This is a genomic window from Kribbella sp. (assembly GCF_035655035.1).
Classification (GTDB): Bacteria; Actinomycetota; Actinomycetes; order Propionibacteriales; family Kribbellaceae; genus Kribbella.
In genome coordinates this window covers 1-15,568 of sequence record NZ_DASRVN010000439.1, presented here as the reverse complement: position 1 = coordinate 15,568, position 15,568 = coordinate 1, and the positions used below count along the sequence as shown (strand labels likewise).

At 70.3% G+C, this 15,568-nt stretch carries 17 protein-coding genes; 12 read left to right on the top strand and 5 right to left on the bottom strand.

Translation table 11 applies throughout. The features are described 5' to 3' along the window. On the bottom strand, positions 1–284 hold a 284-nt coding region (locus tag VFF46_RS24300; protein WP_325039508.1), incomplete at its 3' end, for a deoxyribodipyrimidine photo-lyase. A 69-nt stretch (positions 285–353) separates the two neighbouring features. On the opposite strand from VFF46_RS24300, the gene VFF46_RS24295 reads away from it, so the two are divergent. The 10 genes from VFF46_RS24295 (at position 354) to VFF46_RS24250 (ending at position 7,994) form a co-directional block, all read left to right on the top strand. After that, complete coding sequence (locus tag VFF46_RS24295) at positions 354–1,058, top strand: metal-dependent transcriptional regulator (RefSeq protein ID WP_325039507.1); 705 nt, start codon at positions 354–356, stop codon at positions 1,056–1,058. An 86-nt stretch (positions 1,059–1,144) separates the two neighbouring features. After that, entirely contained in the window at positions 1,145–1,921 is a 777-nt protein-coding gene (locus VFF46_RS24290; RefSeq protein WP_325039506.1) for a class I SAM-dependent methyltransferase, read from the top strand. A 28-nt stretch (positions 1,922–1,949) separates the two neighbouring features. After that, on the top strand, positions 1,950–3,299 hold the full coding sequence (gene pabB / locus VFF46_RS24285) for an aminodeoxychorismate synthase component I (RefSeq protein WP_325039505.1): 1,350 nt from the start codon (positions 1,950–1,952) through the stop codon (positions 3,297–3,299). After that, a complete protein-coding gene (locus tag VFF46_RS24280; protein ID WP_325039504.1) occupies positions 3,292–3,990 on the top strand; it encodes an aminotransferase class IV in 699 nt (232 codons plus the stop codon). The genes pabB and VFF46_RS24280 overlap by 8 nt, the downstream gene beginning before the upstream one ends. Before the next feature lie 106 nt (positions 3,991–4,096). Beyond that, entirely contained in the window at positions 4,097–5,002 is a 906-nt protein-coding gene (locus VFF46_RS24275; RefSeq protein ID WP_325039503.1) for an SPFH domain-containing protein, read from the top strand. Positions 5,003–5,009: 7 nt separating this feature from the next. Then, positions 5,010–5,219: a hypothetical protein gene (locus tag VFF46_RS24270; RefSeq protein ID WP_325039502.1), complete on the top strand. Its 210-nt coding sequence runs from the start codon at positions 5,010–5,012 to the stop codon at positions 5,217–5,219. Continuing rightward, the gene (locus VFF46_RS24265) at positions 5,212–5,940 is read left to right on the top strand and encodes a GOLPH3/VPS74 family protein (RefSeq protein WP_325039501.1); all 729 of its coding nucleotides are present in this window, start codon (positions 5,212–5,214) and stop codon (positions 5,938–5,940) included. The genes VFF46_RS24270 and VFF46_RS24265 overlap by 8 nt, the downstream gene beginning before the upstream one ends. A 55-nt stretch (positions 5,941–5,995) precedes the next feature. Then, the gene (locus tag VFF46_RS24260) at positions 5,996–6,352 is read left to right on the top strand and encodes a GntR family transcriptional regulator (protein ID WP_325039500.1); all 357 of its coding nucleotides are present in this window, start codon (positions 5,996–5,998) and stop codon (positions 6,350–6,352) included. Beyond that, on the top strand, positions 6,349–7,245 hold the full coding sequence (locus VFF46_RS24255) for an ABC transporter ATP-binding protein (RefSeq protein WP_325039499.1): 897 nt from the start codon (positions 6,349–6,351) through the stop codon (positions 7,243–7,245). The genes VFF46_RS24260 and VFF46_RS24255 overlap by 4 nt, the downstream gene beginning before the upstream one ends. Beyond that, a complete protein-coding gene (locus VFF46_RS24250) occupies positions 7,242–7,994 on the top strand; it encodes a hypothetical protein (RefSeq protein ID WP_325039498.1) in 753 nt (250 codons plus the stop codon). The genes VFF46_RS24255 and VFF46_RS24250 overlap by 4 nt, the downstream gene beginning before the upstream one ends. Positions 7,995–8,393: 399 nt before the next feature. Here the strand turns inward: VFF46_RS24250 and VFF46_RS24245 are convergent, their stop codons facing one another. The 4 genes from VFF46_RS24245 to VFF46_RS24230 form a co-directional block, all read right to left on the bottom strand. Beyond that, positions 8,394–10,955, bottom strand: coding sequence for a glycogen debranching protein (locus VFF46_RS24245; protein ID WP_325039497.1), 2,562 nt, complete (start codon positions 10,953–10,955; stop codon positions 8,394–8,396). A 113-nt stretch (positions 10,956–11,068) separates the two neighbouring features. Beyond that, complete coding sequence (locus VFF46_RS24240; RefSeq protein WP_325039496.1) at positions 11,069–12,067, bottom strand: LacI family DNA-binding transcriptional regulator; 999 nt, start codon at positions 12,065–12,067, stop codon at positions 11,069–11,071. A gap of 68 nt (positions 12,068–12,135) precedes the next feature. Continuing rightward, on the bottom strand, positions 12,136–12,900 hold the full coding sequence (locus tag VFF46_RS24235; protein ID WP_325039495.1) for an LLM class flavin-dependent oxidoreductase: 765 nt from the start codon (positions 12,898–12,900) through the stop codon (positions 12,136–12,138). A 102-nt stretch (positions 12,901–13,002) separates the two neighbouring features. Then, complete coding sequence (locus tag VFF46_RS24230; RefSeq protein ID WP_325039494.1) at positions 13,003–13,743, bottom strand: SDR family NAD(P)-dependent oxidoreductase; 741 nt, start codon at positions 13,741–13,743, stop codon at positions 13,003–13,005. Between the two features lie 144 nt (positions 13,744–13,887). Here VFF46_RS24230 and VFF46_RS24225 point away from each other — a divergent pair, with 144 nt between their 5' ends. After that, positions 13,888–15,360, top strand: coding sequence for an AlkA N-terminal domain-containing protein (locus tag VFF46_RS24225; protein ID WP_325039493.1), 1,473 nt, complete (start codon positions 13,888–13,890; stop codon positions 15,358–15,360). A gap of 1 nt (position 15,361) precedes the next feature. Next, positions 15,362–15,568: GNAT family N-acetyltransferase (locus VFF46_RS24220; RefSeq protein ID WP_325039492.1), on the top strand; the 207-nt coding region annotated here is incomplete at its 3' end.

Here is a 15,568-nt window from a genome sequence, read left to right as displayed (position 1 = left end):
GCGTAGTCCGCGCTGATGTGCACACTCGACGCGTCCACCTCCGCCGCGACCGCGGGTACGACGACCGCCGGGTCGCCGCGCCGTACGACGAGCCGTCCGCCCATCGACGTCGACAGGCTGCGCAACGACGCGGCCAGGTGCTCCCGGCGTGGAGTGCCGGATCGTCCCCACAGCAACGGGTCCAGGACGAACAGCCCGAGGACGGGGCCTGAGGCGGCCGCGTCGAGGAGTGCCGGGTTGTCGGTCAGCCGGAGATCACGGCGGAACCACATCACTGTCGTCACCGTGCTCATCCTCCGCCGGTACCCACGGCGATTGGGTAAGGCTTGCCTGCATAGGTGAGAATGGTTGTCGTGAGCGACCTGATCGATACCACCGAGATGTACCTGCGGACCGTCTACGAGCTGGAAGAAGAAGGCATCGTGCCGCTGCGGGCACGGATCGCCGAGCGGCTGCACCAGTCCGGTCCGACGGTCAGCCAGACGGTCGCGCGGATGGAGCGGGACGGTCTGATCAAGGTGGAGGGCGACCGCCACCTGGAGCTCACCGACGTCGGCCGCAAGCAGGCGGTCCGGGTGATGCGCAAGCACCGGCTGGCCGAGCGGTTGCTGACCGACGTGATCGGGCTCGAGTGGGAGGATGTGCACGCCGAGGCCTGCCGCTGGGAGCACGTGATGAGCGACGCGGTCGAGCTGCGGCTGCTGCAGCTGCTCGGCAACCCGACGGAATCGCCGTACGGGAACCCGATCCCGGGGCTGGAGGAGCTGCAGACCACCAGCCAGGCGAGCGGGATCGAGGACTTCCGGATCGGCGTCGAGCCGCTCGACAAGGTGCTCGACACCGCGACCGGGGAGAGCGTCCGGGTGCTGGTCCGGCGGATCGCCGAGCCGGTGCAGACCGACGACGGCGCGATGGCGGTCCTGCGAAAGGCCGGGGCGCTCCCCGGTCGCGAGGTGGACTCCACGCTGGACGCCGAGGGCGTCCTCGTCGGCAGCCGCGAGGCCGGCGGCGTGATCAGCGACGAGACCGCCGGCCACATCTTCGTCAGCCGCGTCTGAGAGCGCGTCTGGCAGGGTCAACTCTCGGTTAACGCACTGCACCCGATGCGGTACATCGGGTGTTCTGCCGGTAGCGTCGGGCCCCGATGTCTGAGAATCCTGTCGATTGGCCGCAGTACCTGCGGGAGTTCCACACCGCCGCGCCGGGGAGCACGGAGGCGTTGCTGTCCCGTGCGGTGGCGGGCGATCACACGCCGTACCGCTGGCTGGTCCGGGCGGTGTCCGGGGAGGCGCGCCGGATCCTCGACCTGGCGTGCGGCAACGGTCCGGTGGCGCGGGAGCTGTACGGGCGCTGGGTGGTCGGCGTCGACAACAACGCGGCCCAGCTCACCGGTGCCCCCGGCCCGAAGGTGCAGGCGGACGCCGTGCACCTGCCGTTCGCTAACGAGGTCTTCGACGTCGTGACCTGCTCGATGGGGCTGATGGTCATGCAGCCGCTGCCCGACGTACTCGCCGAGGCGGCCCGGGTGCTGCGGCGCGGCGGCGTACTGGCGGCGATCGTGCCCGCGGTCCGGCCGTTGCGGCGCGGCGACATCCGGACGCTGAGCGGGCTGACCACGCGGCTGCGGTCGACGCCGCAGTTCCCGGCCGGCGGCGAGATCACCGAGCTGAAGGACCAGCTGAAGCACGCCGGGTTCGACGTGATGGAGAGCCAGCGCGAGCGGTACGTGTACCTGATCCGCAGCCGCGACGACGCGACCCGGCTGGTGAACGCGCTCTACCTGCCCGGAACCGCCGACGTACGGCGGGAGTCCGCGGCCGCCTGGCTCGCGGACCGCGCGGAGTCCAAGGACGGCCTCGAGGTGGCGATCCCGATCCGCCGGATCACCGCGATGCGGACGAAGCTGGCACTGACTGTCTGAGGCTCACCGCTGTCGGTACGGTGTGCCTGTGAGTGCGCTGCGCTGGTCCGTCCGGAGGCTCGATCGGGCGCTCGACGGGGAGACCGTCTACCGCGAGCTGCTGGCGGCCGAGCCCGTCGCGTACTGGCTCGACGGCAGCCTGACCGACCGTACGCCGCGGCACGTGTCCGTGCTGGGTGCGACGACCGCGGACGTGGTCGCGCGCGACGTGACCGACGGTGACGTCTTCGACGAGCTGAACCAACTACTCGGGGAGCGCGCCGCGGAGCCGCCGGCCGAGCTGGCCGGACTGTTCTGCGGCGGCTACATCGGGTACTTCGGCTACGAACTGAAGGCCCTCACCGGAGGAGCGGCCGCGCACGAGGCCTCGACGCCGGACGCGCTGTGGATCTGGGCGGACCGGTTCGTCGTCATCGACCACGACCGGGATCTCAGCTACCTGGTCGCGCTCGGTGACGGCGAGCACTGGCTGGACCGGGCCGAGGAAGCCGCCTCCGACTGGTGGATGGGCAGCCTCGACGCCCCCGCGATCGCGCACCTGGATCTCGAGTCGCACCTGGAGCAGGACCGGACGGCGTACCTGGCCGGCATCGCGCGGGTGCTCGCGGAACTCGAGGCGGGGGAGACGTACGAGGTCAACCTGACGAACCGCGTCCGGCTGCCCGCGGTCCCGGACCCGTTCGAGTTCTTCCGCTGGCAGCGGTCCACGAACCCGGCGCCGTACGCCGCCTTCCTCCGGTACGGCGACCTCGCGGTGGCCAGCTCCTCGCCGGAGCGGTTCCTGACCGTGGACGCCGACGGGTGGGCCGAGTGCCGCCCGATCAAGGGCACCGCGCCGCGCTCCGACGATCCGGTCGCCGACCAGCTGGCCGCGAAGGCGCTGGCCGAGGACGACAAGACCCGCGCCGAGAACCTGATGATCGTCGACCTGATCCGCAACGACCTCGGCCGGGTGAGCGTTCCGGGGACGGTGAACGTGCCGCAGCTGATGCAGGTCGAGAGCTACCGCACGATGCACCAGCTGGTGACGACGGTCCGCGGGCGGCTGCGACCGGGGGTGACCGCGGTGGACGCCGTACGGGCGTGTTTCCCGCCGGGGTCGATGACCGGGGCGCCGAAGATCCGCACGATGCAGATCATCGACGAGCTCGAGCCGAGTGCGCGCGGGGTGTACTCGGGGGCGCTCGGCTACCTGACCGTGGACGGGCGGGCGGACCTGAGCGTGGTGATCCGGACGGCGGTGCTGACCCCGGACGCGACCGTGGTCGGGGCCGGGGGTGCGATCGTGCTCGACTCGGACCCGGTCGCGGAGTACGACGAAATGGTGCTGAAGGCAACGGCTGCCGTCGGCGGAACGGTTGGGGGAGTCAATGGGTGACCTGTTGGTGGCGGACTCGTTTCTGGTTGCCAATGGCAAGGTTCGGGGGATGGAGCTGCACCGGGAGCGGTTCGTCCGGTCGTGTGCCGCGGCCGGGGTTGCCGCGGAACGCTTCTGGGACGAGCAGATCGGGCGAATGCCCGGGTTCGGGCGGTGGTTCCCGCGGTTCGAGCTGCAGGCGTCGGGGGAGCTGGCGGTGCAGTTGCGGCCGGCGCCGCCGACCGGTGGCCGGGTCCGGGTCGCCGTACACGAAGGACCGGACCCGCGGAGCGCGCCGCGGGTGAAGGGGCCCGACCTGGAGTTGCTCGGCAAGCTTCGGGAGAGCGCGCCGGATCGGGCCGACGAGATCCTGCTGCTGGACGCCGACGGGACGGTGCTGGAGGCGGCGTACTCCGCGGTCGCCTGGTGGGAGGACGACACGCTCTGCTTCCCGCCGTCCGGCCGTCCGCTCCTCCCGTCCGTCACCGCGAGCCTGCTCCGCCAGATCGCCACCACCGAAGGCGTCGAGGTCTCCGAACACCCGATCACTCCCGACGCACTGGCAGCCACCACCGAGGCCTGGCTCCTCAACGCCCTGCACGGCATCCGCCCGATCCACGCCTGGGGCCCGTCCGCCATCGACCCCCTCCCCAACTCCCGAGCCACCACCTGGCAGATCTCCCTGGAATCCCTCGCCACCCGACTGCCCTGATCCCACCCCACGAGCGGCGGCTACGGGAGAGGCGGGAGGTGGTGGAGCCGGCTTGCTAAAAGTGATATCACTTTGCTACCTTGAAGCTATTCGAGAGGAGCGTGTGATGAGCGATGTCGTAGTGGAGATGCCGACCCCGAAGGTGGTCGAGCGGGGTGGCTGGGAGCAGAACGGGTGGCCGTTCGCGGTGCTGGCGTTCCTGCTGGCGGTGCTCGGCGTGGTGGTGTTCATCCTCGGCGCCGGCGCCGGGAACGGCTGGATCGTCGGGCTCGGGATCCTGGTGTTCATCGTCGCGGTGATCGTCGCCGCCGGGTTGACCGCGGTGTCGCCGGGCCGGGCGCGGGTGCTGCAGCTGCTCGGGCAGTACGCCGGGACCGTCCGGACCACGGGTCTGCGCTGGGTGATCCCGATCGCGACCCGGCGCGAGGTGTCGACCCGGATCCGCAACCACGAGACCGCGGTCGCCAAGGTCAACGACACCGACGGCAACCCGACCGAGATTGCCGCCGTGGTTGTCTGGCAGGTCGAGGACACCGCGCAGGCGATGTTCGAGGTGGACGACTTCGTCGAGTTCGTGTCGATCCAGACCGAGACCGCTGTCCGGCACATCGCCAACAGCTACCCGTACGACGTACACCCCGACGGCGGCGTGCTGTCGCTGCGGGACAGTACCGACGAGATCACCGAGAAGCTGTCCGCCGAGATCGGGGCCCGGGTGCAGGCGGCTGGCGTCCGGGTGATCGAGTCCCGGATCACGCACCTGGCGTACGCGCCGGAGATCGCCCAGGCGATGCTGCGCCGCCAGCAGGCCGGTGCCGTGGTCGCGGCCCGGCAGCGGATCGTCGAGGGTGCGGTCGGCATGGTCGAGCTCGCGCTGGACCGGCTGTCCGAGCACCAGGTGGTCGAGCTCGACGAAGAGCGCAAGGCGACCATGGTCAGCAACCTGATGGTGGTGCTGTGCGGCGACCGGGACGCCCAACCGGTCGTCAACACCGGCTCCCTGTACCAGTGAGGCCCTGGTGGCTGTCGAACGGAAGAAGGTCCTGCTCCGGCTGGATCCCGCGGTGCACGACGCCCTCGCCCGCTGGGCGAACGACGACCTGCGCAGCACCAACGCCCAGATCGAGTACGTGCTTCGTCGCGCCCTGGCCGAAGCCGGCCGGCTTCCGGCCGGCGTAACCAAGCAACGCCGCCCGGGCCGCCCGTCCAAGGAGGAAGACGATGAGTAGAGCAGTGGTGATGCCGCTCCGGCGGCCCGAACGCTCGACGCCGGCCAGGCGACCCGCCCGACCGCGCAAGACCGTTGCGCTCGGCAACGCAGCGGCCCCGGAGTCCTTGGCCGCAAGGCTTTTCCTGCTCGCGTACGACCCGGAGCGAGGTCGGCTGACGGCTCGGGCGAAGCTCGGAAAGGTACTGCGGGCCGCAGTGCTGGTGGACCTGCAGCTGAGCGGGAACCTCGCCGACGACAACGACCGGGCGCGAGTGGCGACCGGGCCGGCGCCGGCGGATCCAGTGGTGGCGGCGGTGCTCGAGGAGTTGCGGGCGGTCGGGCCGCGGCGCTGGCGGCACTGGATCGATCGGCGGGGCGGCGCGACCGTGCGGCAGGTCCGCGACGAGCTCGCCCGCGCGCGCCTGATCAAGGTGGAGCCGCATCGCGTGCTCGGCATCATCCCGGCGGACCGGATCACGCTGCGGCACCCGCTCGTACGGCGTCACGTACTGCGGAGCGCCCAGGACACGCTACGGCCGTCGCGCCTGGTGTCCCGGGTGGACCTCCGGGACGCGTCCGTCGTCGTACTCGCGGCCACCGCGGATCTGCGGACCGTCATTGGCAGGGACCAGCGGACCCGCCACAAGGACCGCCTGGCGCAGCTCGCGGTCCGGGTCGGCCCCGTCGTACCGGCGCTGAAGAAGTCGCTGCAGCAGGCCCAGTATTCCGCCGGAGGCTGACCCGGCGCGGTGCTACGGTTCGTCACTTGACCAGCTAACCGAGGAAGGGGGGACGGTGTTCGACGACCGGAGTCCGATCTATCTGCAGATCGCCGAGCAGATCAAGAACGACATCGTCAGCGGTGCGCTGGCGGAGGGGGAGCAGGTGATGTCGACCAACCAGTACGCCGCCTTCTACCGGATCAACCCGGCCACCGCGGCCAAGGGGTTCGCGCAGCTGGTCGACGACGGGATCCTCTACAAGAAGCGCGGGATCGGGATGTTCGTCGCCCCGGACGCCCGCGACCTGCTCCGGAACGGCCGCCGGGACTCGTTCTTCGCCGAGGTGGTCGACCCGATGATCCGCGAGGCGAAGGCGATCGGCATCCCGCTCACCGACATCGTCCAGCACATCGGCGGTGCGGCCCGATGACCGCCGCGCTGACGGTGCGGACCGAGGACCTGTCGGTCCGGTTCGCCGGGACGCCCGCGCTGGACCGGCTGGACCTGCGGCTGGCGCCGGGCAAGATCCACGGGCTGCTCGGCCGGAACGGCTCCGGCAAGAGCACCCTGGCCGCCACGCTCGCCGGGTTCCGCCGGCCGGACGCCGGGCGGGTGCTGATCGAGGGTGGTGACCTCGGTACGGCGCAGGAGCCGTACGAGAACGCGGTCGTCACCAGTCGGGTGTGCCTGATCCGCGAGTCCGGCGACGTACCGGACAGCGCGCCGGTGAGGCACGCGCTCCGGCTGGCGGCGGGGCTCCGGCCGTACTGGGACGCCGACCTGGCCGCCGAGCTGATGGACCGCTTCGAGATCCCGCCGGCGAAGAAGATCGGGAAGCTCTCCCGCGGTAAGAAGTCCGCGCTCGGCGTCGTGCTCGGCCTCGCCGGCCGCGCCCCGCTGACGATCTTCGACGAGAGCTACCTGGGGATGGACGTGCCGTCCCGGAACCTGTTCTACGACATGCTGCTCGCCGACTACGCCGAGGTGCCGCGCACGATCGTGCTCTCGACGCACCTGGTCAGCGAGGTCAGCACGATGCTGGAGGAGGTCGTGATCCTCGACAGGGGCCGGCTGGTCACCCAGTCGCCGGTGGACGCGCTGCGGGGCCGCGGCGCCTCGATCGTCGGCCCGGCCGCCGCGGTCGACGAGTTCACCGCGGGCTTCACGGTGCTCGCGGAGGAGCGCCTGGGCGGTACGAAGTCCACCACCGTCCTCGGCGACCTCGATCCGGCCCTGCTCGCCCAGGCGTCCGCGGCCGGCCTGGAGATCGGGCCGGTCGGCCTGCAGGACCTGTTCGTCCACCTGACGGGAGCGAGGTCGTGAGTACGGCGGTGCTGCCGCGCGGGGTTACCGATGTGCGGCGGCTGAAGCAGGCCGTGCTGTCGATGGTGATCGGGCTGCGGCCGATGCTGGTCAGCTACTGGGTCGTGATGGTGATCGCGCTGTTCTTCGTCGGTCTGGTCATCCAGCTGGTGTCCGGCGGCGTCACCGCCAGTGCCTGGGACTACGGGACGCAGTCGCCGAAGTACTTCTCGATGGCGATCGGCATCACGATCACCCCGGCGTACTTCTCGCTGCTGATCTCCCAGGGCATCACCCGGCGGATGTTTTCTGTTGCCGCAGGCATCTACCTGACAGGCGCGGCGGTCGCCACCTCGGTGCTCTGGGTGCTGGTTTACCAGGTGGAACGCGGGTTGTACGCGTGGCAGGGCTGGCCGGACAAGCTGACCAACGCGCACCTGTTCGGCGACCCCTCGCAGGCCGGGATGATCTTCGCGGAGTTCTTCCTGATGATCCTGGCCCACGAGGTGACCGGCTGGCTGCTCGGGATCACGTTCGTCCGGCTCGGGTTCTGGCGCGGCGTGATGCTGCTCCCGCTCGCCTTCGTCCCCGCCGTCGCGGCCGAGCTGCTGCTGGTCGCGCAGTGGCTCGCGGCGATCCTGAACAACGTCGGCTACCACCGCCCACCGCTCGCCGTCGCCGTACCGTCGGTGCTGGTCGTCAGCGCCCTCGGCCTGTACGCCGGGTTCCGCATCCTGCAGCCGATGGCGGTCAAACCTCCTAAGGGCTAAGAGATGTTATGCACAGGGGTTGTGCATAACTCGGGCCGTTTCTGTGGATGGATGCACCAACATTGTGGACGACCGAATCTGTCTCCGGGAAAGGGTTGTGCGGACCTCGCCGACGGGCGTAGAAAGGTCGATACGTTGCTTCGGATCGGGGCAGCGGGTCGAACGGAAACCGAGGGCCCTCGCGGTGGGGATCCCCACCGAGGTAGACCGGTGACGGGGTCTGCCGGCCTCCACGGACCCGGATCGGGAAGCTGGAGACGTCACTTTCCTTCAGCTGGGCGGGCCCCTCCGACTCATACTCGGAGGGGCCCGCCGCCTTTTGTGCGCGCGACGTATCCGGAAATGCCGAACCGGCCGGCGCGCAGAACGGATGCGCACCGGCCGGCTGATCGGGAGGGACTACTGCAGAGTGATCACGAGCGCCGTGTGCGCCCCGCGCGCCGGCACCTGGACCTCGGTCCCGCGAGTGGTGGTGACCAGCTTGTACGACGCCGGCTGCCCGTTCACCGTCACGCCCCGGACCTTCGCCCCGGACGGCAGCACCGCTCCGACGGTCAGCGCCGCGCCGACGCCCTTCATGGTCACGTCGGTCGTCAACGCCTTACCCGCAAGGCGCGCGGACACGTCGACGGCCCCGCTGCCGACCCGGATGTTGCTGCCGGCCACCTTCTGCTGGCCCTCCGGGAGCTGCGGTACGACGGAGATCCGCCCGTGGCCCAGATCCGGGTCGACACCGAGCTGCTGGTGGATCACCGGCCACAGGATGCCGTACGTACCCCACGCCTGCAGCGCCATCGAGCGGTCGTAGAACGCCCGGCCGATGTTCGCGGGGGAGTCCGGCGACGGCGCGATCTCCGGCATCGCGCCCGGCGTCTCCCACACCGACGGGTCGAGCTGGATCCGCGCGTTGCCGGTGGTGTACACCTGCTGCTGTTTCGTGCCCAGGCGGCCGAAGTTGCCCTCGGCAACCGCCATGATCGAGGTGTTCAGGCCGAAGATGCTGCGCTCGCTCGGTACCTGCGACACCACGCCGTCACACGTCGCGCCCGGGTTGCCCTTCGGGTCGGAGGTCGCCCCGGTACCGGTGTGGAACAGCCCGAACTCCCCTGTGTAGCAAGGCGTCTCGCGCTGGTCGAGGGCGATCTTCGCGTGCTCGGCCGACGCGAGCGGCGAGGCCCCGCTCAGTACCGCCTCCATCGGGGTGACGCCGATCCAGTGCCGCTGAAAGATCGGGGTGTTGTCGTTCGCCGGGTTGGCCGGGTCGTCGATCGAGTCGGCGTACCCCAGCGCCTTCGGCATCCACCACTGCGCCTCGAAGCGGGACTCCAGGTCGTTCGCCTTCGCGGTCGCCCACTGCTCGGTCTTGGTGTCGTGCTTGGACGCGGCCATGTCGGCGAGGTCGCTGAGGCCACGGATGAGATAGACCGTGTTGTCCAGCTTCTCCACGCCCATCCCGGAGCGCTCGACGTTGCCCAGGCCCTCGGGCCAGCCGTCGCCGTCCTTGTCGAGGTTCTTGTAGACGTACTGCAGGTTCCGGACGCTGAAGTCGTACATCTCGTCGCGGAACTTGTTGTCACCGGTCCACCGCCACAGCAACGCCACCGTACTCGGGAACTTCACGGTCTCGTCGGTGTTGCCCGCGCTCTGGTTCGAGCCGAAGTACACGTCGCCTGTCGGCGTCACCTCGTGCGCGACCTTGCCGCTGCGGTGGTTCAGGATGTCGCTGACGTCGCGGAGCGCCCGCAGGTGCTCCTTCACGGTGTCGAACTGGCCGGCGGCGACGGCCGCGAACGCGGTGTACTCGCCGTCGGTCGCGAACAGCCACGGGTAGTCCGGGAATCCGGCGCCGAACCAGCGGGCGGTCGGCACGGTCCCGAGCGGCGCGGGATAGTCCTTGCCCTCGTTGACGTCCCGGATCTGCAGGTTGTTCGCCTGCTGCACCGAGTCGGCCAGGTTCTGCTTGCTCCACTCGACGCTCTGCTGCAGCAGCCGGTCACCAGGCAGGTCCACTGCGGACTGCGCGTCGATCCCGGCCCGGTACGCGGTCTTTGCCCGCAGCAACAGGTCCGGGTTGCTCAGCGCCTTGCGGTACTCGCCTTCGGCGGCCTTGCTGCCCTGATCGGATCCGGCCACGGCGAACCAGATCGTCTTCTGCTCGCCGGCCTTCAGCGGTACGTCGTACGTGAGCCGGCCGCCGGTGCCCTTGCCGGTGAGCGAGTCGTCGCAGCGCGCGGGCGTCGTACCGTCCTTCGGGCAGATCACCGCCGGGCTCTGCGGGCCGCGGTGGTCCGGGCCGAGCTGATGGCTCGCCGGACGCAGGGACGATCCGACGAAGGCGGCGAAGTCGTGCGGTTTCGCGTTCGGGTACGACGGCGTGCCCTGCTCGCGGAACCGGAGCGCGCCGTCGGCGAAGTCGCCGGTGTCCGGCAGGTTGGCGTCGATCGCGGTCGGGGTGGTCCAGTCCCACGGGTACGGCTGCATCAGCTCGGAGTGCGCGTCGACGTCCAGCTTGACCGTCTTCGTCGTACCGGAGGTCAGCGTCAGGCCTACCAGCGTGGCGCGGACGCCGTCGGGGACGAAGTCGGTACGGCGGACGTTCACCGAACCGGGGTAGTCGATCCGGCTGTAGCCGTGACCGCTGGTGTACTTCGCGGCCGGCACCTGCTTGCCGAGCCAGTTCCCGTCCAGGCCGAACCAGATCCCGTCCAGGAGCTTGATCGGCTGCGTCCAGAACCCACCCATCTCACCCCGCACGTGCCATCCGGACGCGGGATACAGCCCGGACTCGTCGCCCATCGCGTAAGCCCGATCCCCCACCACCAACGACCGCCGATCCGCAAGCCGAGAGGTCACGGACAGCTCGGACGGCGAGGTTGTGGTTGTGGATTTGCCGGTAGCAGTCGTCGGACCGGCGAGCGCGGAGGCGGAGCCGGCCAGGACAGTTGCGGTGGCGAGCAGCACGATGCCGGCAGTGCGTCGTACCGGCCCTCGCCGGGGCGGGGGTGAGCTACTTCGGGTCGGATAGGGAGTCATGGCGGATTCCTCCTTCTCGCGGCGCCGGGGAGAGCGCCGGGTCAGCCAGGGGCGGAGCTGCCCCTGATCACCAGTTCGGGTAGCAGTAGCCGTTCGGCCGGCTGCTGGTCTCCGGTGAGGATCGTGATCAGCTCCTCGGCGATCCGGTCCATCGGTTGCCGGAGGCTGGTCAGGCCGGGGGAGACGACCTCGGCGAGCGGCGAGTCGTCGTACCCGACCACGCCGACGCCCGCGCCGGGAGTGATGCCGCGGGCGGTCAGTTCGCGGAGCGCGCCGAGCGCGAGAACGTCGCTCAGGGCAACGATCCCGTCGAACGCGCGGCCGGAGTCGAGCAGCCGCGCGGTACCGCGGGCGCCCTCCTCGATGCTGTCGGCCCGGCACCGAACGGCCAGCCCGGTGGTCGGTACGCCGAGGTCCTTGCACGCGGTACGCCAGCCGGACAGCCGGTCCTCCGCGAGCCCGGACGACTTCGGCCAGCCCAGGAAGGCGATCCGGCGCCGGCCGGTGCCGTACAGGTGCCGCACCGCGATCGCGGAACCGGTCGCGCCGTCGACGTCCACCCACGGACCCGGCTGCGTGGACTGCCCCCACACCCGGCCGAAGCTCACGAACGGGATGTCCTCCTCCTTCAGCCACCCGTGCCGCGGGTCGTGCGTCTCGGTCTGCGACAGCACGAACCCGTCGACCATCCGCCGCGCGTGCAGATCGTCGTACGTCGGCATGCCGTCGACACCGGGTGGCGCGGTGAACAGGAGGATGTGCCGGCCGGTGCGTTCGGCGGCGGCGCAGAGGGCGTGCAGGAACTGGTCCATCACCAGGTGGGTCTGGTTCGGCCAGTTGGGCACGCAGTACCCGATCAGCTCGACCGCGCTGGTGCGCAGGCTGCGGGCGTTACGATTGGGACGGTAGTTGAGGAGTTCGATCGAGCGGTTGACGCGTTCGAGCGTGTCGGCGCGGAGCCGGTGCGGGGCGTTGAGAGCGTTCGACACGGTCTGGACGGACACCTCGGCGTGCGCGGCCACCTGCTTCAACGTAGCCAAGGCGACCTCCCGCGGGTTTGAACGTTCAAATCGCAGTCTCTCCCCGGTGTCGTGCCGCTGTCAACGGTTCAGATCGCCGGCGGTCCTTGCCTGATGATCGCCAGCGTGTCCGCGACGGATCCCGGCGCGATCCACCGCCCCCACCAGGTCGCCCCCGCCGCCGCGAACGCCGCCGGATCCCCACCGCTCACCTTCACCTCGATGTCCCGCCCGGCCCGCAACCGCCGTACGTCGTCCGGGGTGATGCCGCCATTGCCTTTGTACGCACACGATCCACCCCACCGCCGAATCCGCCGCCGCACCGCCGGCACCGACAGGTCACCCCCAACCCACACCGGCACCCGAGGCTCCTGCACCGCCCGCGCCGTCAGCCGCACCCCGTCAAGCGCGTAGTGCTTCCCCCGAAAACTGACCGGCTCCCCCGTCCACAACCGATCGATCACCTCCAACCCTTCATCCAACTTCTCCGCCAACACCCGCGGATCCCGCTCCAACATGAACGGATCCCCAAGATCCCCACTCCCCACCCCAAGCACCATCCGCCCACCCGACAACTGATCCAGGGCCACCACCTCGGCGGCAACCTTCCACGGATGCCTGCGCGGCAACGGCGTCACGGTCGTCCCGATCCGAATCCGCTCGGTCGCGGTCGCGATCGCCGCCAGGCAGATCCACGGGTCGTACGTCGGCTCGGTCGCGTCCCCCTGGTAGACGAGGTAGTCCTCCAGGAACAACCCGTCCCAACCGGACCCCTCCACCACCCGCGCCAGCTCCGCCAGGCCGCGTGGATCGCGTCCAAGGCCGACCGCGCCTACCGTCACCGAGAACTTCATGGCTACTTGTGTACCGAAGAACGGGTAGTGGTGGGGTAAATGGGCCGTTTGCGGGGGCTGGCGCGGCGTGTCGTGGGGGTACTACCCGTTCTTCGGTACGGGTCAGGCGGTGTGGCCGCCGGCGATCGTGAGTTCGGTGCCGGTGATGTAGGCGGCGGTCGGCCCGGCGAGGTAGGTGATGGCGGCGGCTACCTCGGCGGGGGTGGCGAAGCGGGGGAGGGACAGGTCGGCCAGCTGGGGTTCGGCGAAGGGACCGTCGGCCGGGTTCATGTCGGTGTCGGTGGGGCCGGGCTGGACGACGTTCGACGTGATGTTGCGGGGACCGAGCTCACGGGCGAGCGCCTTGCTCAGGCCGGTCAGTGCGGACTTGCTCATCGCGTAGAGCGTCATCCCCGGAGATGTCACCCGCTCGGCGGCGCAGCTGCCCAGGTGGATCAGCCGGGCGCCGTCGGACAACAGCGGTACGGCGGCCTGCGTGGTCGCGTACACGCCGCGGACGTTGACCGCGAGCACCCGGTCGACGTCGGTGAGCGTGAGGTCGCCGATCGGTGCGATCGCCCCGACGCCCGCGTTGTTGACGAGAATGTCCAACCCACCAAGGCTTTCCGCGGCCCGCCGTACCCCGTCCGCCGCCGCGACCGCGTCACCCGCGTCGACCGCGAACGCGAATCCGCGCCGCCCCAGCCCCTCGATCTCCTTCACCACGCTCGTCGCCGCTTCCGCGGAAGCGCTGTACGTGATCGCGACATCGGCTCCGCGTTCCGCCAGCGCGACGGCGGTCGCCGCCCCGATCCCGCGGCTTCCGCCGGTCACCAGTGCCTTCTTGCCATGTAGTTCGTTCATGTTTCAATCTCACCGCTCCGCGCCGCAGCAAGCTGGCGAGAATCCGACGCCGGATCCTCCCGTCGCGAATCCGCGAACCCGGGCCCCAACTCCATGTCGCAAATCCGCTAGTGAATGTCGGTGGCGGCAGGGATGCTGGACAGCGTGTACGAGTGCAGGGAGCGATGCGTCCGCGCGGTCCAGTCGAAGGACGCGCGGTTCGACGGGTGGTTCTTCACGGCAGTACTGACCACGAAGATCTACTGCCGGCCGAGCTGTCCGGTGGTGCCGCCGAAGGTCGAGAACATGCGGTTCTACCCGAGCGCGGCCGCCGCCCAGCAGGCCGGATTCCGCGCCTGCAAGCGGTGCCGGCCGGACGCCAGCCCGGGATCCCCGGAGTGGAACGACCGCGCCGACCTGGTCGCCCGCGCGATGCGGCTGATCGCGGACGGCGTCGTCGACCGGGACGGCGTACCGGGGCTCGCCACCCGGCTCGGGTACAGCGTGCGGCAGGTGCAACGGCAACTGCTCGCCGAGCTCGGTGCCGGGCCGCTCGCGCTGGCCCGGGCGCAGCGCGCCCAGACCGCGCGGCTGCTGATCGAGACCAGCGAGCTGCAGATGGCGGACGTCGCGTTCGCCGCGGGATTCTCGAGCGTACGGACGTTCAACGAGACCGTGCAGGAGGTCTTCGCGCTCGCCCCGACCGAGCTCCGCCGCCGAGCCCGCCGGGGTACGTCGTCCAGCGCGCCCGGGACGATCTCGCTGCGGCTCCCGTTCCGCGCGCCGTTGACGCCCGACAACCTGTTCGGCCACTTGATCGCGACCGGCGTACCGGGGGTGGAGGAGTGGCGCGACGGCCACTACCGCCGCACGCTGCGGCTCCCGCACGGTCACGGGGTCGTCGCGCTCAAGCCGATGCCGGACCGCATCGCTTGCCAGCTCTCGCTGACCGACCAGCGGGACCTGGCGATCGCGATCAGCCGCTGCCGCCGGATGCTCGACCTCGACGCGGACCCGGTCGCCGTCGACGACCTGCTCGGCACGGACCCCGTACTCGCGCCGCTGATCGCGAAGGCGCCCGGCCGGCGGGTGCCGCACACGGTCGACGGCGAGGAGTTCGCCGTACGCGCGGTGCTCGGTCAGCAGGTGTCGACCGCGGCCGCCCGTACGCACGCGCACCGCCTGGTCCTGCAGCACGGTGTGCCGATCGAGGACCCGGGTGGCGGGCTCACCCATCTGTTCCCGACGATGCCGGCGCTGGCGGAGCTGGATCCGGAGACGCTGGCGTTTCCGAAGACGCGACGTACGACGCTCACCACGCTGATCGGCACGCTCGCGAACGGTGAGATCGACCTGAGCGCGGGTGCCGACTGGGATCGGGCCCGCGAGCAACTGACGGCGCTGCCGGGGATCGGGCCGTGGACGGTGGAGTCGATCGCGATGCGGGCGCTGGGCGACCCGGACGCCTTCGTGGCCAGCGATCTCGGTATCCGTTACGCCGCGCGTGACCTAGGCTTGCCCGAGGCCCCCAAACCACTGACCGACCACGCCCGCGCGTGGCGGCCTTGGCGTGCGTACGCGGTGCAGTACCTGTGGGCCACCGGCGACCATGCGATCAACAAGATCCCTGTGGAGTGACATGACCGAGCTGACCACCGACCGCCTGCTGCTGCGCCAGTGGCGCGAGTCCGATCGTGAACCGTACGCCACGCTGAACGCCGATCCGGCGGTGATGGAGCACTTCCCGGCGCCGCAGACGCGCGAGCAGAGCGACGGACTGATCGACCGGAACATCCCGCTGATCGAGGAGCGCGGCTGGGGGCTGTGGGCGGTCGAGGTCAAGGAA